Here is a 16,045-nt window from a genome sequence, read left to right as displayed (position 1 = left end):
ATGGCACAGATTGACGGCCTCCCGCCGCTCTCGGACGTAATCCGCACCTATGAGCTGTCGGCCAAGAAAAGCCTTGGGCAGAACTTCCTGCTTGACCTGAACCTCACCGCAAAGATCGCGCGACAGGCCGGAGATTTATCGGGGTGTGATGTGTTGGAGGTCGGTCCCGGCCCCGGCGGCCTGACCCGTGGCCTTTTGGCTGAAGGCGCGCGACGGGTGCTCGCAGTTGAAAAAGACCCCCGTTGCTTGCCTGCTTTGGCAGAGATTTCGGCGGCTTATCCCGGTAAGTTGCACGTGATCGAAGGCGACGCGCTAGAAATCAATCCTTTGGAGCATTTGACCCCACCGATCCGCGTTGCGGCCAACCTGCCCTACAATGTCGGTACGGAATTGCTTGTGCGCTGGCTCACCCCGAAAGAGTGGCCGCCCTTCTGGCAAAGCCTGACGCTGATGTTCCAGCGCGAGGTCGCTGAACGGATCGTTGCAGCGCCTGGTACAAAGAAATACGGACGTCTGGCCTTGTTGGCGCAATGGCGTGCAGATGCGCGGATCGTTATGGAACTGCCACCAGAGGCGTTTGTTCCTGCACCTAAGGTCCACTCTGCCGTGGTGCATTTGACAGCACTGGAGAAGCCTCGTTTTGAAGCCGACGCGGCCACGCTGTCACGGGTGGTTGGGGCGGCTTTCAACCAACGTCGGAAAATGCTGCGGGCGGCCCTCAAGGCGCTTTCGCCTGATATCGAGGACCGACTGCGCGCGGCGGGCATTCCGCCCACTGAGCGGGCGGAGCAGGTATCACTGGAAGCGTTCTGTGCCTTGGCACGGGAAATGGCGCGGCGCTAACAGCCCGCTTTGCGAAAAGACACTATTCTGCCGCTGGGGCTTCGTCCTCGGGCGTTGCGTCGGCGGCGTCACTCGGCGTCGCCTTAGGCTTGCGGGAGCGTGGCTTGCGCGCTGGTTTAGGTGCCGCCTCAACGGTCTCTACCAAACCGCTGTCGCCGTTATCGCCACCTTCGGACAGGTCAATAACGTCCGGCTGCTTACCTGCTGCACGCGCTTCGGCCTCTGCGGCAAGGGCTGCGGGGGACATATCATCCACCGAAACGTCCGGCTGCTGGTCTTCCTTGCGATCTCGCGACTGGTCGCGGTTGTGACTTTGGCCGGAGTTCTGGCCTTGGTTCTGATCGCGCTTTTGCTGTTGTTCGCGCTGCGCCTGCTGCTGGGCCTCTTGCGCTTCGCGGCGGGCCTCCTGCTCTTTCATCGCCTCGCCAAGCATACGAGCATAGTGCTCTGCATGTTGGGCGAAGTTTTCCGCAGCGACGCGGTCATTCGACAGTTGAGCATCGCGGTGTAGCTGCTGATACTTTTCGATGATCTGTTGCGGCGTGCCACGCACCTTGCCCTCAGGGCCAGAGCTGTCGAACACTCGGTTGACGACATTAACGCCAGAGCGGTTGTTGTTGTTATTGCGGCTCTTTCCGCGCGAGCGGGACTTCGATGATCTCATGAGTTTTGGGTTCCAGCCGTTAGCGCTTTGGTCTTGTTATCAATCCTGACCGCTTCTTAGCTCGCGGCGTCCCCATGACATTAGGATTGAGACCTTATTTTGGGCTTAAGCGTAGGGGGCGCCTGAAACGCCTGCGTCCTACTGCGAAAGACAAAAGCAGCCAAACAAGTCATTTGCAAGCTGATTCTGTGGGATAAGGCGGGTATTCGCCCTGTTTTCAGGGCTATTGCGGCGCTTTGGCACGGATGACGCGGTCCTTACCGTTGAGGTCTGGGATGCAGGCCACGTTTCGCCAGCCATGCGTGCGGAACATGGACTGTACGCTGGCCCCTTGATCGTAGCCGATTTCCACCACCGCGTAGCCATCTGGAGACAGATACTTTGGACCCTCAGCCGCAATTACACGGTAAGATGCCAACCCGTCCCCGCCGGGGGTCAGAGCGATACGCGGCTCAAACCGCTGAACCGTGGGATGCAGTTCTGCATAAGCATCCTCGGTAATGTAAGGCGGGTTGGAGACAATCAGGTCAAACTGGCCTTTGACTGCGGCGAACCAATCGCTTTCGATCAAAAGCGCTCGATCTGCCACCCCCGTCGCATCGGCGTTGCGCTGCGCAACTTGTAGGGCCGCGGTCGAGATGTCAGTCCCAGTACCCATGGTTGAGGGCCGTTCAGCCAATATCGAGCACAGGATGCAGCCCGAGCCTGTCCCTAAGTCCAGCACAGTATCAAACGGCAGGCTCAGTGCCACCTCGACCAGAGTTTCGGTGTCCGGCCGCGGATCCAGCACATCGGAAGAGACGAAAAAGTCATGGTTCCAAAAGGCACGACGACCGGCGATATGCGAAAACGGCTCAAAGGTAATACGTCGCGCAACCAAATCGGCAAGGTCCGCCCCCTGCTCAGTTGCCAGCGCGTCCAGCTTGCGCGCCTCGTTGACGGGATCGGGGATACCTGCCTCGTGCAGCCGCACGGTCGCCGTCGCAAGCGGATCGCTCATAGGCCCTGTTCGGCCAACATCTGCGCTTGCGCGTCAGCCGTCAGCGCGTCGATGATTTCATCAAGGTCGCCCTGCATGATCTGGTCTAGTTTGTAGAGCGTCAGGTTTATCCGGTGATCAGACATGCGCCCCTGTGGGAAGTTGTAAGTCCTGATCCGTTCGGACCTGTCGCCCGTCCCGATCTGGCTTTTGCGCGCGGCGGAGCGTTCGTCGTCGAGTTTCTGGCGCTCAAGGTCGTAAAGTCGCGCCCGCAGCACTTGCATTGCGATTTCGCGGTTGCGGTGCTGGGATTTCTCGGCGCTGACCACAATGATCCCCGTCGGGATGTGGGTAATGCGCACGGCGGAGTCTGTCGTGTTAACGTGCTGTCCCCCTGCCCCTGACGCGCGCATGGTGTCGATGCGGATATCCGTGGCCGGAATGTCGATGTCGACCTCTTCGGCCTCTGGGAGCACCGCGACAGTTGCAGCGGAGGTGTGAACCCGTCCCCCGCTTTCCGTCACTGGCACGCGTTGCACGCGGTGAACGCCGCTTTCAAATTTCAGGCGGGCAAAGACGTTTTGCCCTTTAATATGCGCTGTCACCGCTTTGACGCCGCCCAGCTCGCTTTCCTGATACTCGATCAGGTCAAACGTCCATCCGCGCGCCTCGGAATAGCGGCGGTACATGTTGAGCAGATCGCCAGCGAACAGCGAGGCTTCGTCGCCCCCTGTTCCAGGGCGAATTTCAAGCATCGCGGGGCGGGCGTCGGCAGCATCACGCGGCAGCAATGCCAACTTGATCGAGCTTTCCGCCTCTGGCAGCTGTGCCTCAAGGGTCGGCAATTCCTCTTGTGCCAGCTCCCGCATTTCGGGATCGGACATCATCGCGCGCGCCTCGTCTATTCCATTGACCAGCTGAACATAGGCCGCGACTTCATCCGCAACGGGCTTCAGTTCCGAATACTCGCGCGAAAGCGCAGCGAAATCCTCCGTATCCCCGGAGGCGAGCCGCGCCTCAAGATACTCAAACCGTTCGGTGATTTGCTGAAGTCTGTCCAATGGAACCATGCGTCGTAGATGAACATTTGGAGGTGTGGGGTCAAGTGTGCTAATTTAAGACCCATGTGGAAATATGCTTTGGCTTTCATCGTGCTGGCTCTTCCAATTAGCGCGGACGTCACTTCCCCGTCGGGCAAAACCGTCGAATGCTACTGCACCGACAAGGCCGGCAGCCGAGTGGAGCTTGGGGAACAACGCTGCTTGAGCGTCGGCGGACGCATCTTCATGGCCCGCTGCGAGATGGCGCTGAACGTGCCGATGTGGCGCGAGACCGGTAGCAGCTGCGTTACTGGGTAAGCTGGCCTAGCCAATCGCGCACGCGGGCTTCGTTCACGCCAAAGTCGTATTTGCCATAAACCAGCCGTCCATGCATAGAAACACTTGTCCCAGCATTCGTCGCCTCAATTTTAACCGATGTTACATCTGGAAAGCCCCAGATGCCTGACCTCGTGACATAGCTCGCACGGTAAACCGATTGCGGCTGATCTTCGGAAAGCCAGCCAGCCAGCAACGTCGTGCGCGGCGTTGCCTCTATGATATCTTTGAGCCTTGCGGCGACTTGTTGTGGGCTTTCATCGCGAAATACCGGCGACGGAAGGTCCGCGTCCTGCCCCACGCTAAAGCGGCCATTCTCGCCCTGCGTCATCAAGGGTTGGATGTCTTCGAATTGGTAATCTGTCGCGGCTATTGGGGTCATACGAACCAAAGTCGCGCCAATCACCAATACGACAATCAGACCCAGCAGAATGTACTTAATCATTTATTCTGCCGCCTCAGCCGCCATCTTCGCTTCGATCACGCTGGCGCGCTTCTCGACTTGCTCCACGATGTGGTCAACCATCTGGTCATTGCTCAGCTTGTGACTTTGCTTGCCTGCAAGATAAACCATGCCGGACCCTGCCCCGCCGCCGGTGAACCCCACATCTGTCATCAGCGCCTCGCCCGGACCATTGACCACACAGCCGATGATGCTGAGGCTCATCGGCGTTTTGATATGCTCCAGACGTTTCTCCAACGCCTCAACCGTTTTGATCACGTCAAAGCCTTGCCGTGCGCAGGACGGGCAAGAGATGATATTCACGCCACGGTGGCGAAGACCCAGAGATTTTAGAATTTCATAGCCGACTTTGACCTCTTCCACCGGATCGGCTGACAAGGACACCCGTATGGTGTCGCCGATGCCGCTCCAAAGCAGGTTGCCCAAACCAATGGCGGATTTAATCGTGCCAGAGGTCAGCCCGCCCGCCTCGGTGATGCCAAGGTGGATTGGTGCATCGGTCGCTTCGGCCAAGCCTTGGTATGCGGCGGCAGCAAGGAAAACGTCTGACGCCTTGCAGCTGATCTTGAATTCGTGGAAGTCATTATCTTGCAGGATACGGATGTGATCCAAGCCACTTTCGATCATCGCTTCGGGGCAAGGTTCTGCATATTTATCAAGCAGATGCTTTTCTAGGCTGCCGGCGTTCACGCCGATCCGGATGGAACAGCCGTGATCTTTCGCGGCCTTTATCACTTCGCGCACACGGGACGCATCGCCGATATTGCCGGGATTGATCCTGAGGCAGGCGGCGCCAGCCTCTGCCGCTTCAATGGCGCGCTTATAATGAAAGTGAATGTCGGCCACGATCGGCACAGGGCTTTCCTTAACGATTTCGCGCAGTGCCTTGGTTGAGCTTTCGTCAGGTGTAGACACCCGCACGATATCGACGCCCGCATCTACGCAAGCCTGAATTTGCCCAACTGTCGCCGCGACGTCCGAGCTATCGGTGTTGGTCATCGTTTGCACAGTGATCGGCGCATCCCCACCAACCGGCACATTGCCGACCATGATCTGGCGGGATTTACGGCGGTCGATTTGGCGCCACGGGCGAATAGAATGGAGGGAGGACATGGGCTGCAAGCCTTATAGTATTACCGCTGTTGTCTGGTGATATAGCCCCCATGCATAGGGGTCGCAACGTGTGGGCCGGATAAATCCGGCCGCTACTCTGTTGCTGGTGCTGTTGGGTCGACAACGATGGGGGTAGATGCCATCGCGGTCAGCGTCTCGGACAACAATGGATCCGTAGTATCGGCCACGGCGTAATTCTCTGTAATCGCCTCAACCCCGAGGGCCACGTTCTTCGCCACGGACGTGCCGGGACCCGCTGGCCCGTAGGTTTGCCCCTTCACATTGAAGAACAAGGAGCCGGAATTGCCAGCGCGCAGGATCGGTGTCTCGTCGGTTTGCGGCAAAACATAGGTCTCGCCGGAATCGAGCACTTTTTCGAACAAGACGGTTCCGTCGGCATTCGAAATCCGGATCCACGCCGGGCGAGTGGCAAAGAGCATCACGTCAGGCGCGCTTTCGGCCAAAACCTGAGGAGTTGCGGGCACGGGCGCATCATTTGCAGTTAGACTAAGAGCCGCAGCCGCGAGGCGGTGATCCGGCCCATCAACCAACGCACCAATAGAATTTGGATCTAATGCTGCGATCGGCCCATCCCGTGCCGTCAGCACGGGCGCCTCCAGCGCTTGTGGGCGATACAAACGATCCAACGCGTCGGGCGCAGGGGCCACAAAACCCGTGGCCAGCTCGTTCTGCCCCGGTGCTGCAGACGCAGGCGCAAGAGACGCGACATCGCTCGACAGACTTGGGGATTGGTCCACTGGTGCAAATTCGACTCGCTGGATTTCCTGCAAAACCGAGTACCCGCCGAAGCCAATCAGACCAATCAGGCCAAAAAGAACCGCTATTGAACCGATTGCGCCCGGTTCGATCCGTGAAAAGATACTTTCGCCAGAGGGCGCATAGGGCGCCACAGGGCGCATGATCGCTTCTTCGCCAACGGCTTTGGTGCGGGTCTTGGCCTCTTTGCGAGAGGTGGCAGAGTTGCCGGAAAGCCCCTCAACCCCAGCAAAGCCACTTTCCTGACAGAACCGCTCAAACGCCCAATCGGGATCCATTCCCAAATAGCGCGAATAGGACCGTACGTAGCCTGCGATAAACCCAGGGGTCTCGAAAACAGACGGATCGGAATTTTCGACAGCTGCGATGTAGGTGGCTTTGATTTTCAGTTCGCGCTGGACGTCGAGCAGGGATTTGCCAAGCGTAGCACGCTCGCCACGCATCATGTCGCCGAGGCGCATTTCGAACGCATCGAACCCCCGAACCGAGTCGGTCTTTTCCGATTTGGGCTGTTTGGATCGCCCCAACATACGCGTCTGCCCGCTGTTATCTGTTATCACAATAACGCGGCATCGATTCGTCCCCACACCGCCGCGTTGTCGTGACGTTAGCACATCGCGGTCGCCTGTTGCAGTGCAGAAAAAGTGTTAACCGGCCAATTCGGCGCGATTCAGCGCACAATGCGACCACAGTTCGTCCAGTGCATGGACAAGCGCATCCACTTGGTCAGGACCGTGAACCGGCGACGGGGTGAACCGCAACCGCTCAGTGCCACGCGGGACTGTCGGGAAGTTGATTGGCTGGACGTAAATGCCGAAATCATCCAGCAATCTGTCCGAGATCATTTTGCATTTTACGGGGTCACCTACGTGAACCGGCACAATATGCGATCCGTGGTCGATCAGCGGCAAGCCCAAGCCTTTCAAGCGCAGCTTCAAAGCCGCAGCGCCGTCTTGGTGCTTCTTGCGCAGCGCTGTATCAGTCTTCAAATGAGCTACCGAGGCCGCAGCACCCGCTGCCACGGCTGGTGGCAGCGATGTGGTGAAGATGAAGCCCGGCGCGTAAGACCTTATGGCATCGCACATTTTCGCGGATGCGGCGATGTAACCGCCCATCACACCGTAGGCTTTCGCCAAGGTGCCGTTGATGATGTCGATCCGGCCCATAAGCCCGTCTCGCTCCGCCACGCCTGCACCGCGAGGGCCATACATTCCCACCGCGTGAACTTCATCGATATAGGTCAAGGCGTTGTATTCGTCGGCCAAATCCAGAATGGCTTCGATTGGGCCAAAATCGCCATCCATCGAATAGACGCTTTCAAACGCGATCAGCTTTGGCAGGTTCGCCGGAACCGCCTCCAGTTGAGCGCGCAGATCGTCAAGATCGTTGTGCTTGAAAATGCGCTTGGCCCCGCCATTGCGGCGGATGCCTTCGATCATTGAAGCGTGGTTTAGATTGTCGCTGAGGATCACCAAACCAGGGAAGAGTTTCGGCAACGTAGACAGAGTTGCGTCATTCGCGACGTAGGCAGATGTAAACAGCAGCGCTGCTTCCTTGCCGTGCAGATCGGCAAGCTCGGCCTCCAGACGCTTGTGATATACTGTCGTGCCGGAAATGTTGCGCGTCCCACCGGAACCCGCGCCCGTTGCATCAATTGCCTCGTGCATTGCTGCCAAAACAACGGGGTGCTGCCCCATACCCAGATAATCGTTGCCGCACCAGATGGTCACGTCTTGCGTTGTTCCGTCCGGCTTGGTCCAAACCGCGTGCGGAAAATTGCCGCGCGCGCGCTCGACATCGATGAAGGTTCTATAGCGGCCTTCGTCGTGGAGGCGTTGCAGGGCGGTATCTAGCGCAGAGTCGTAAGTCACAGGTTTGGCAGCCTTTTCGCTGTGGCATTAGAACAGTTTTAACGCGTTTAACGAAAATATGCATTCACGAATAGGCTACAATTTGCCGCCCCAAGAAAAAGTCAGGTTCTTATGGGCGACAGTCGCCCCCGATCAGCAACGCAAGTGTCGGCTCTAATCGGCCACCACGACCCTGCAATCCTTGGCCCCACCCCCTGCCTTGGCACAGGCATCCAACGCCCTCGCCCCGTCACCGCCTGCAAAGCCAAAGGTGCCCTGCTCTTGCGAAATGGCGAACGCTTTAGGTGACTTGAGTTTGCGATATTCGCCACGCAATGTGTCAGCAGCTTCGGCCGAAAGGCTCAGAGCAGCATCAGCTTTCGCGCCCTTGGGTGACACTTCCAGCACCACCACACATTTGGCTGACGCTTTCTTCCGGTTCGCGTCACAGTGCTTGAGTGCGACCTTGCGCGCTGCGTCCAGACTGTGGTGTTGGCCCGCGGCATTCAGCCATTCGACAAATAGACCCTCGTCAGGCGAAAGGGCTAACGCGCCGTAATAGGGTATGGTGTCTTTCAGGGTCAGAACGATAGCTTGTTGCTTGGCATCTAAAAAGGTCGTGTCCGGCAAAACCGCTTCGGTGCGGTTCCCTTTCGGCAACGCCTTGCGCGCATCCTTGAACTTGAGCGACTCAGCAGCAAGCGGCATGGCCAAACTCGCCAACGCAAACGCGGCCACGCCGCAACGCAGAGTGTGAAACATGCAAGGTACCCCCAAGATATAGCTTATTGTTGCTCTTCATTACGCGTCAATTCGGCGTCAGTCTCAAGGGTGAAATGCGATTGTTTCGTTACTGTGCTTGAACTCCGCTAGTTGCTGGACAGCGGTGCCGCGGCTGTTAACCTATACGGCACATAAATCAGCATGGGGGCTGAATAATCATGACACTGAACGCCGTATTGGATCAGGTCGACGGAGATTTGGAATCTGCTGTCGCCAGACTTTTGGAGCTGCTCCGCATTCCGTCGATCTCGACGGATCCTGCCTATAAAGGGGATTGCGATGCCGCCGCCGACTGGCTGGTGGATGATCTACAGAGCATCGGCTTTGACGTGTCTAAGCGTCCCACACCCGGCCATCCAATGGTCGTGGCACATGGCGAGGGCGACGGCCCCCATGTGATGTTCTACGGCCATTATGACGTACAACCTGTTGACCCCCTATCACTTTGGAGCAACCCGCCTTTCGAGCCCCGTTTGGAAGAGACAGAAAATGGTCCAGTGATCCGTGGCCGCGGCTCTTCCGACGACAAGGGCCAGCTCATGACCTTCGTGGAGGCGTGCCGCGCATGGCAAGTGGTTCACGGGGCTCTGCCTGCCAAAATCTCATTGTTCTTTGAGGGGGAGGAAGAAAGCGGCTCGCCGTCACTCGTCCCATTCATGCAAGAAAACGCCGACGAGCTGAAAGCCGACATCGCCCTGATCTGCGACACCGGACTTTTCGGGGAGGCCACGCCCGCCATCGTCACACGCTTGCGCGGACTGCTGGGTGAAGAGCTTACGATAACAGGGCCCAACAAAGACCTGCATTCCGGCATGTATGGCGGTATCGCGCGCAACCCCATCCGTGTGCTGGCCAAGATCATTGCCAGTCTCCACGATTCCTCCGGCCAGATCATGGTGCCCGGTTTCTATGACGGTGTGGAAGAACTCCCCGCTGATATCGCGCAGCAATGGACCGACCTGGGTTTCGACAGCAGTCAGTTTCTGGGCGAAGTCGGCCTTGGCATTCCTGCAGGTGAGGACAAAAGAACAGGTCTGGAGATGATCTGGTCCCGCCCAACCTGCGAGGTCAACGGCATTTCCGGCGGGTATCAGGGCGACGGTTTCAAAACGGTCCTGCCCTCGGTCGCCAGCGCCAAGATTTCGTTTCGACTGGTGCCGGGCCAAGACCCTCTAAAGCTGCGTGAAAGCTTCCGCGCTTTTGTCGAAGCTCAACTGCCAGATGATTGCACCGTAGAGTTCAAAGGCCATGGTGCAGGTTCGGCGTCCGAGATGTCCACCGATCACCCTGCTTTTGAGCAGGCCCGCGCGGCGTTGTCCGACGAATGGCCCAATCCTGCAGCGTTTGTAGGCTGCGGCGGATCAATCCCTATTGCGGGCCATTTCAAGGATATTCTTGGTATGGACGCCATGCTGATTGGATTTGGCAAGGATGACGATCAAATCCACTCACCGAACGAAAAATACGACCTGGAGAGCTTTCATAAAGGCATCCGGTCTTGGGTCCGCATTTTGGATGCAATGTCCAAATAGGGCAAAAAAGTACGTCTGGATTTAAGGTTTTTTTCAGGGATCGCCTCCTACGGTCTGGCTTAGTCGCCATGACCCAGAGGATCCTACATGCAAGCTCTCGTTCTGTCGGACGATCCCGCGACGCAGTTGCGTCTGTCAGCCGTCTTAATCAAGCGCGGTTTTCAGGTCGCGCAATGCGAAAGCGTGTTGATGGCAACGGCCCATGTCAGGGCGTGTGTCTTCGACCTTGTGGCGATGGAAGAGCGCGTTCACGGGCAACTCACGCACGGCGTCGCGCTTTCTGCGGAAAAACGCGCGCCATTCGTCAAAACAGTGCTGTTAAGCAATCGAACCGACGCGGGTGTGGAAGAGCTCTACGAACTCTTGCCAAGCCTTGTCAGCATCATCAGTCCGGATTTGCCCCCTGATCTCATCGGGCAGTTCGCTTTTGCCTGTGTGGCCGGTCGGGCCCAAGTTGGCCCCGAGGCCGAAGCCACACCAAACGGCTTGCCTGAGTTTAACAGTCGACGCGCAGTAGCTGACCGGGCCCTTGCGAGCTAGAGTGGCAACGCGGTTGTGGATTTGATCTCCTCCATCGACAAAAGGGCTGTGACGTTGAAAATTCGGACTTCTGAGATCAAGGCCTGATAGAATTCATCATAAGCGCGAGCGTTGGCGACCCTGACCTTCAAAATGTAGTCAATGTCGCCCGCAAGGCGATGCGCCTCCAGCACCTCTGGCCGCGCTTGCAGTGCTTTCAAGAATTTGTCCTGCCAGTCGCTCTCATGCTCGGATGTACGGATCAAAACGAAGAAACATGCTTCCAGCCCCAGCTTCTCAGGATCAAGCACCACGGTGTCCTGCCGGATCACTCCAGCGGCACGTAGCTTCTTGATTCTGTTCCAAACAGGCGTCTTGGAAGAGCCAGTTTTACGGGCAATTTCATCAAGACTTTGTGAGGCGTCCTCTTGCAGTTGCGCAAGGATATTCCTATCCATCGCATCGATCTGAGCTGCCATTCGCGTTTACCTCCATCAAAGGAACAACCGTTCCGAAAATTCTTTACAGACGAACGTTATTCCTTATTTGCGTGAATGGATAGCATGTCTTGGGAAATTTTTCTATTTATAGGAGCAAGAAACCCAAGGACGGCTCTTATGAAGCATTTTCCAATCTTTATGGCCCTGGAAGGTCGCCGCGTTGTCGTATCTGGCGGCGGCGAAGCAGCCTTGGCCAAACTGCGCCTTCTGTTGAAGACTGAAGCCAAGCTTGTTGTCGTGACCGAAGACGCCGCGCCTGAAATTGCCCAATGGGCACAAGACGGCCGCCTGACTTTGATCCGCCGCGCAATGGAGCCTGGCGACGCACTCTGCGCCCGCTTGTTCTATGCTGCCAATGAAGACGACGCCGAAGATGCGCGTGTCGCCGAACTGGCCCACCGCGACGGTGCTTTGGTGAACATCGTCGACAATCTAGAGGACAGCCAGTTCATCACACCCGCCATGGTGGATCGCGACCCCGTGGTCGTCGCGATTGGGACGGAAGGTGCAGCGCCGGTTTTGGCTCGCGCGATTAAGAAAGATATCGAAGAGCGCCTGTCGCCGCGCCTTGGCCTTATGGCCCGCATGGGCAAAGCCTTCCGAGCACGTGCAGAAGCTTTGCCCTTTGGCGTCAAGCGCCGCGAGTTTTGGGCGGACTACTATGCGCAAGGCGTGGCGTCCGAGACGGACGCCTCATCGTCGCTCGAAGCGTTGCTGGACAAGCACCTCACCGCAAAGCCCAAAGAGGGCCGTGTCGATTTGGTCGGCGCTGGACCGGGAGACCCTGAATTGTTGACGCTGAAGGCCCGCAAAGCGCTCGATGAGGCCGATGTGGTGATCTATGATCGTCTTGTCGCCCCAGAAATCTTGGAACTCGCCCGCCGCGAAGCTGTGATGCTGTCCGCCGGCAAAGAAGGGTTCGGCCCATCTGTCACACAAGACGCCATCAACGAAATGATCGTCAGCCACGCGCGTAGCGGCGCCCATGTGGTCCGCCTGAAATCGGGCGACCCAACCGTGTTCGGGCGTCTGGATGAGGAGATCGACGCCTGCGACGCGTCCGGCATCGCATGGACCATCATTCCGGGCATCACGTCGGCATCTGCTGCGGTGGCCGCCCTTGGTCAGAGCTTCACCAAACGTGGCCGCAACTCCGGCGTCCGCTTTATTACCGGACATGACACAAAGGGCTTCGCGGACCATGACTGGAAAACGCTGGCCAGCGAAGGAGAGGTTGCCGCGATCTACATGGGCAAAAAATCTGCCCGCTTCATCCAAGGCCGCCTGTTGATGCACGGCGCTGACCCGCTGACGCAGGTGACGGTGATTGAAAACGCCTCCCGCCCGGAGCAACGCATCCTCGCCACCACCTTGGGCGAGCTGGAGCCAACTTTGACACACGCCAACCTGACCGGCCCTGCGCTGGTCTTTCTTGGCCTTGCCCCACGCGCGGCGCTGGTCGCCGCACAACATCACGAAATGGAGGCCGCGATATGAGCAAGCCGTTTACCCCCAAAGTCGTCACAGCTAATGCCTTACTGGAAGGTGACGTTGTCTACCTGACCGCCGACGACGCTTGGTCGCGCGACCTGAGTGACGCTGAGATTATCGAAGACGAAGCCCATGCAGAGCTGCGCCTCCTCGATGGCGCGTCCAAGGTCAATACGGTTGTCGGCGTCTATCTCGCTGACATCGCGCTGAAAGATGGCGTGCCACAGCCCACACATTTTCGCGAAGAATTCCGCACACGCGGCCCATCCAATTACAACCACGGCAAACAGGCGGATCTGGTTTAATGTATCAATACAATGACTTCGACCGCGACTTCCTCGCAGAACGCAACGCTCAATTCCGCGCCCAGGTGGAACGCCGCATCGACGGGTCTTTGACCGAAGACGAGTTCAAACCGCTGCGTCTGATGAATGGCCTTTATTTGCAACTTCATGCTTACATGCTCCGTGTAGCAATCCCGTATGGCACGCTGAATGCAGGCCAAATGGACGTGCTGGCGGATATCGCTGACAAGTGGGACAAGGGCTACGGCCATTTCACCACGCGTCAGAACATCCAATACAACTGGCCAAAGCTGAAAGACGTGCCCGACATGCTGGACGCGTTGGGCGAGGTTGGCATGCACGCCATCCAGACGTCAGGCAACACCATCCGTAACGTCACTGCCGACCATTTCGCAGGTGCCGCCAAAGATGAAGTGGCGGACCCACGTCCGACCGCCGAATTGCTGCGCCAATGGTCTACAGATCACCCCGAGTTTCAGTTCCTGCCGCGAAAATTCAAACTGGCCGTTACGGGCTCTGCCAATGACCGTGCCGTCATCAAGGCACATGACATCGGCATTCGCTTGCTGTCCCGTGACGGGATTGAAGGCTACGAGATCGTTGTTGGCGGTGGCTTGGGCCGCACACCGATGATCGGCAAGGTGCTGCGCGACTTCCTGCCCAAGGCAGACCTGCTGCCCTATTGCGAGGCGATTGTCAGCGTCTACAACCTGCTGGGTCGCCGCGACAACAAGTACAAAGCGCGCATCAAGATCACTGTGCATGAGAACGGCATCGAGACCATTCGCGACTTGGTGGAAGAGCGTTTCGCTTTGCTGAAACCGCAATTCGGTGGCGTTGACCAAGACATGCTGAAAGGCATTGAGGCACAGTTCGCTTTGCCAGACTTCAAGACCGGTTCAGTCGCTGCGTTCAAGGATGCCTACCACACAGATCCTGTGTTCCGCTCCTGGGCCGATACCAACCTGACCGCGCATAAGAATGACGAGTATTCTATCGTGTCGATCTCTATCAAGAAGCACGGCCAAACACCGGGTGACGCGACCTCTGAACAGATGCGGGAAATGGCTGCCATCGCTCGTGAGTTTGCACATAACGAACTTCGTATCAGCCATGAGCAGAATGTAATCTTGCCTCACGTGCACAAATCGAACCTTCCAGCAATCCACGCTCGACTGAAGGCTGTTGAGCTGGCGACCGCGAATATCGGCAAAATCTCCGACATTATCGCATGCCCCGGTATGGACTACTGCGCGCTGGCGACGGCCCGTTCAATTCCTGTTGCACAGCAAATCGCGATCCGCTTTGACGAGCTGAAGCTGGAGCATGAAATCGGCGATCTGAAGATCAAAATCTCCGGCTGCATCAACGCCTGCGGGCACCACCATGTGGGTCATATCGGCATCCTCGGGCTCGACCGCGCGGGTGTGGAGAACTACCAGATCACTTTGGGTGGCGACCACACCGAAACCGCTGCCGTGGGCGAGCGGGCCGGTCCGGGCTTTGCCTATGACGAGATCGTGCCCGCCATCGAGCGGCTGATCGAGGCCTACCTTGCGCATCGCGCTGATGCACAAGAACGGTTCATCGACGCCTATCGCCGCCTTGGCATGGCGCCGTTTAAGGCTGCCCTTTATCCGGAGGCGAAAGCCAATGCCGCTTGAAGCCCCCCTCGCCCCCGCATCCGAGCGTGCAGCAGAGCTAAACGCCCGCTACCGCAACCACGCGGCCGTTGATGTGCTGCGCCATGCCTTAACCGATCCACAGGTCGGCAGCACCGCGCTGGTCAGCTCTTTCGGCGCGGAATCAGTCGTGCTTTTACACCTGTTGTCGACGCTTGATCGAAGTGTACCGGTCATATTCCTCGACACGGAGATGCTCTTTCCTGAAACAAAAACCTACCAGAAAGATCTGGCAGAGAGCCTAGGCCTTAACGTGCGGGTCATCGGTCCCGACCGCGCCAAGCTGTTGGACCAAGACCCCGAGGCGCTCCTGTATCGCCGCGACCCCGACGCGTGCTGCGCCATGCGCAAGACCGAACCCTTAGAGCACGCCCTTAGCGGGTTTGACGCTTGGATCACAGGTCGCAAGCGGGTTCAGGGCGGCGCACGCGCAACGCTAGAATTCTTTGAAGCCGATGAGCAAAACAGGATCAAGATCAATCCTTTGGCTCATTTTACGCTGCAAGATATTCAGGATTACATCACTAACAATCGCTTGCCGCGTCATCCGTTGGTAGCCCGCGGGTTCGCTTCAATTGGATGCGCGCCGTGCACCACGAAAACCAAACCCGGAGAGGACCCGCGCGCGGGTCGCTGGCGGGGCCAAGACAAAACCGAATGCGGCATTCACATCGTGGATGGGAAAATCGTTAGAAAAAGGGACGCAGCATGAGCGTGATCATCACCGACACAGGCTTCGCCGCGGACACGTGGCAGCAAGGATTTACCGATCTAGCCGCCCTGCCCGCCAACGATACGCCGTGCTGCATTGACGTTCCGTCTGATGCAGACATCGCCGATCTGGCTCCGCGTCTCGACAAGATCAAGATGATCCGCGTGGACTTTCCAAGCTCTGCCGACGGTCGCGGGTTCACCATCGCACGCCGGTTGCGGCTTATGGGGTTCATCGGGCGCCTGCGCGCGCGCGGCCACGTCATCGCGGACCAATACGCCATGGCGCGGCGTTCGGGCTTTGACGAGGTAGAGATCGACGATGATCTTGCCGCTCGCCAACCGGAAGCCCAATGGCTCGCACGGGCCGATTGGAAAGCCCATAACTATCAGGCGCGGCTGCGCGGCTGAACGTCCCATTTAAAAACTGACACAAGAGTTCTAGAAAGGCCGGTGA

Annotated in this window: 18 protein-coding genes; 9 read left to right on the top strand and 9 right to left on the bottom strand. The window is 57.9% G+C overall.

Annotation, left to right across the window (positions count from 1 at the left end; translation table 11 throughout):
* Positions 1–843 carry a 16S rRNA (adenine(1518)-N(6)/adenine(1519)-N(6))-dimethyltransferase RsmA gene (gene rsmA, locus BM352_RS11000; RefSeq protein WP_090216705.1) on the top strand — a complete coding sequence of 281 codons (843 nt, stop codon included), beginning with the start codon at positions 1–3 and terminating at the stop codon, positions 841–843.
* A gap of 22 nt (positions 844–865) precedes the next feature.
* On the opposite strand, the gene BM352_RS10995 is transcribed toward rsmA, so the two are convergent.
* The 3 genes from BM352_RS10995 to prfA all read right to left on the bottom strand — a co-directional run bounded on the left by BM352_RS10995 (position 866) and on the right by prfA (position 3,556).
* Positions 866–1,507, bottom strand: coding sequence for a DUF4167 domain-containing protein (locus BM352_RS10995; protein ID WP_090216703.1), 642 nt, complete (start codon positions 1,505–1,507; stop codon positions 866–868).
* A gap of 223 nt (positions 1,508–1,730) precedes the next feature.
* On the bottom strand, positions 1,731–2,507 hold the full coding sequence (prmC, locus tag BM352_RS10990) for a peptide chain release factor N(5)-glutamine methyltransferase (RefSeq protein WP_090216700.1): 777 nt from the start codon (positions 2,505–2,507) through the stop codon (positions 1,731–1,733).
* On the bottom strand, positions 2,504–3,556 hold the full coding sequence (prfA, locus tag BM352_RS10985) for a peptide chain release factor 1 (RefSeq protein ID WP_090216698.1): 1,053 nt from the start codon (positions 3,554–3,556) through the stop codon (positions 2,504–2,506). The genes prmC and prfA overlap by 4 nt, the downstream gene beginning before the upstream one ends.
* Before the next feature lie 54 nt (positions 3,557–3,610).
* Here prfA and BM352_RS10980 point away from each other — a divergent pair, with 54 nt between their 5' ends.
* On the top strand, positions 3,611–3,844 hold the full coding sequence (locus BM352_RS10980; protein WP_090216696.1) for a hypothetical protein: 234 nt from the start codon (positions 3,611–3,613) through the stop codon (positions 3,842–3,844).
* Here BM352_RS10980 and BM352_RS10975 read toward each other — a convergent pair.
* From BM352_RS10975 to BM352_RS10955, 5 genes are all read right to left on the bottom strand, one after another.
* Entirely contained in the window at positions 3,834–4,307 is a 474-nt protein-coding gene (locus tag BM352_RS10975) for a DUF1499 domain-containing protein (RefSeq protein ID WP_090216693.1), read from the bottom strand. The two genes, BM352_RS10980 and BM352_RS10975, sit on opposite strands and share 11 nt — an antisense overlap.
* The gene (gene ispG, locus BM352_RS10970; protein WP_090216691.1) at positions 4,308–5,438 is read right to left on the bottom strand and encodes a flavodoxin-dependent (E)-4-hydroxy-3-methylbut-2-enyl-diphosphate synthase; all 1,131 of its coding nucleotides are present in this window, start codon (positions 5,436–5,438) and stop codon (positions 4,308–4,310) included.
* A gap of 92 nt (positions 5,439–5,530) precedes the next feature.
* Positions 5,531–6,745, bottom strand: a complete 1,215-nt coding sequence (locus tag BM352_RS10965; protein ID WP_090216689.1) for a helix-turn-helix domain-containing protein — start codon at positions 6,743–6,745, stop codon at positions 5,531–5,533.
* Positions 6,746–6,862: 117 nt separating this feature from the next.
* A complete protein-coding gene (gene hemA / locus BM352_RS10960) occupies positions 6,863–8,086 on the bottom strand; it encodes a 5-aminolevulinate synthase (protein ID WP_090216686.1) in 1,224 nt (407 codons plus the stop codon).
* A gap of 153 nt (positions 8,087–8,239) precedes the next feature.
* Entirely contained in the window at positions 8,240–8,827 is a 588-nt protein-coding gene (locus tag BM352_RS10955) for a hypothetical protein (RefSeq protein WP_090216684.1), read from the bottom strand.
* 179 nt (positions 8,828–9,006) lie between these two features.
* On the opposite strand from BM352_RS10955, the gene BM352_RS10950 reads away from it, so the two are divergent.
* Together BM352_RS10950 and BM352_RS10945 are read left to right on the top strand one after the other, a co-directional pair.
* Positions 9,007–10,380, top strand: a complete 1,374-nt coding sequence (locus BM352_RS10950) for a M20/M25/M40 family metallo-hydrolase (RefSeq protein ID WP_090216683.1) — start codon at positions 9,007–9,009, stop codon at positions 10,378–10,380.
* A gap of 87 nt (positions 10,381–10,467) precedes the next feature.
* Positions 10,468–10,920, top strand: a complete 453-nt coding sequence (locus BM352_RS10945; protein WP_090216681.1) for a hypothetical protein — start codon at positions 10,468–10,470, stop codon at positions 10,918–10,920.
* On the opposite strand, the gene BM352_RS10940 is transcribed toward BM352_RS10945, so the two are convergent.
* A complete protein-coding gene (locus BM352_RS10940; RefSeq protein WP_090216679.1) occupies positions 10,917–11,378 on the bottom strand; it encodes an Lrp/AsnC family transcriptional regulator in 462 nt (153 codons plus the stop codon). The genes BM352_RS10945 and BM352_RS10940 overlap by 4 nt on opposite strands.
* Before the next feature lie 138 nt (positions 11,379–11,516).
* Between BM352_RS10940 and cysG the strand changes: the two genes are divergently transcribed.
* From cysG to BM352_RS10915, 5 genes are read left to right on the top strand one after another with little or no spacing between them, the layout of a single operon-like run.
* On the top strand, positions 11,517–12,896 hold the full coding sequence (gene cysG / locus BM352_RS10935; RefSeq protein WP_090216677.1) for a siroheme synthase CysG: 1,380 nt from the start codon (positions 11,517–11,519) through the stop codon (positions 12,894–12,896).
* Positions 12,893–13,195, top strand: coding sequence for a DUF2849 domain-containing protein (locus BM352_RS10930; protein ID WP_090216675.1), 303 nt, complete (start codon positions 12,893–12,895; stop codon positions 13,193–13,195). The genes cysG and BM352_RS10930 overlap by 4 nt, the downstream gene beginning before the upstream one ends.
* Positions 13,195–14,859, top strand: coding sequence for a nitrite/sulfite reductase (locus BM352_RS10925; protein WP_090216673.1), 1,665 nt, complete (start codon positions 13,195–13,197; stop codon positions 14,857–14,859). Before BM352_RS10930 ends, BM352_RS10925 begins: the two co-directional genes overlap by 1 nt.
* Positions 14,849–15,589, top strand: coding sequence for a phosphoadenylyl-sulfate reductase (locus tag BM352_RS10920; protein ID WP_090216672.1), 741 nt, complete (start codon positions 14,849–14,851; stop codon positions 15,587–15,589). The genes BM352_RS10925 and BM352_RS10920 overlap by 11 nt, the downstream gene beginning before the upstream one ends.
* Positions 15,586–15,999, top strand: coding sequence for a DUF934 domain-containing protein (locus BM352_RS10915; RefSeq protein ID WP_090216670.1), 414 nt, complete (start codon positions 15,586–15,588; stop codon positions 15,997–15,999). Before BM352_RS10920 ends, BM352_RS10915 begins: the two co-directional genes overlap by 4 nt.
* Positions 16,000–16,045: the final 46 nt, after the last annotated feature.

Origin of the sequence: Litoreibacter janthinus (assembly GCF_900111945.1) — a bacterium.
In the GTDB taxonomy this organism is placed as follows: Bacteria; Pseudomonadota; Alphaproteobacteria; order Rhodobacterales; family Rhodobacteraceae; genus Litoreibacter; species Litoreibacter janthinus.
This window is presented reverse-complemented; position numbering and strand designations above follow the sequence as displayed.

Coding starts and splice junctions, on each gene's coding strand:
- rsmA (WP_090216705.1), top strand. CDS start 1: ATGGCACAGATTGACGGCCTCCCGCCGCTCTCGGACGTAATCCGCACC.
- BM352_RS10975 (WP_090216693.1), bottom strand. CDS start 4,307: ATGATTAAGTACATTCTGCTGGGTCTGATTGTCGTATTGGTGATTGGC.
- BM352_RS10915 (WP_090216670.1), top strand. CDS start 15,586: ATGAGCGTGATCATCACCGACACAGGCTTCGCCGCGGACACGTGGCAG.
- BM352_RS10965 (WP_090216689.1), bottom strand. CDS start 6,745: ATGTTGGGGCGATCCAAACAGCCCAAATCGGAAAAGACCGACTCGGTT.
- BM352_RS10950 (WP_090216683.1), top strand. CDS start 9,007: ATGACACTGAACGCCGTATTGGATCAGGTCGACGGAGATTTGGAATCT.
- BM352_RS10980 (WP_090216696.1), top strand. CDS start 3,611: ATGTGGAAATATGCTTTGGCTTTCATCGTGCTGGCTCTTCCAATTAGC.
- BM352_RS10930 (WP_090216675.1), top strand. CDS start 12,893: ATGAGCAAGCCGTTTACCCCCAAAGTCGTCACAGCTAATGCCTTACTG.
- prfA (WP_090216698.1), bottom strand. CDS start 3,556: ATGGTTCCATTGGACAGACTTCAGCAAATCACCGAACGGTTTGAGTAT.
- BM352_RS10920 (WP_090216672.1), top strand. CDS start 14,849: ATGCCGCTTGAAGCCCCCCTCGCCCCCGCATCCGAGCGTGCAGCAGAG.
- BM352_RS10995 (WP_090216703.1), bottom strand. CDS start 1,507: ATGAGATCATCGAAGTCCCGCTCGCGCGGAAAGAGCCGCAATAACAAC.
- prmC (WP_090216700.1), bottom strand. CDS start 2,507: ATGAGCGATCCGCTTGCGACGGCGACCGTGCGGCTGCACGAGGCAGGT.
- cysG (WP_090216677.1), top strand. CDS start 11,517: ATGAAGCATTTTCCAATCTTTATGGCCCTGGAAGGTCGCCGCGTTGTC.
- BM352_RS10925 (WP_090216673.1), top strand. CDS start 13,195: ATGTATCAATACAATGACTTCGACCGCGACTTCCTCGCAGAACGCAAC.
- BM352_RS10955 (WP_090216684.1), bottom strand. CDS start 8,827: ATGTTTCACACTCTGCGTTGCGGCGTGGCCGCGTTTGCGTTGGCGAGT.
- BM352_RS10940 (WP_090216679.1), bottom strand. CDS start 11,378: ATGGCAGCTCAGATCGATGCGATGGATAGGAATATCCTTGCGCAACTG.
- ispG (WP_090216691.1), bottom strand. CDS start 5,438: ATGTCCTCCCTCCATTCTATTCGCCCGTGGCGCCAAATCGACCGCCGT.
- BM352_RS10945 (WP_090216681.1), top strand. CDS start 10,468: ATGCAAGCTCTCGTTCTGTCGGACGATCCCGCGACGCAGTTGCGTCTG.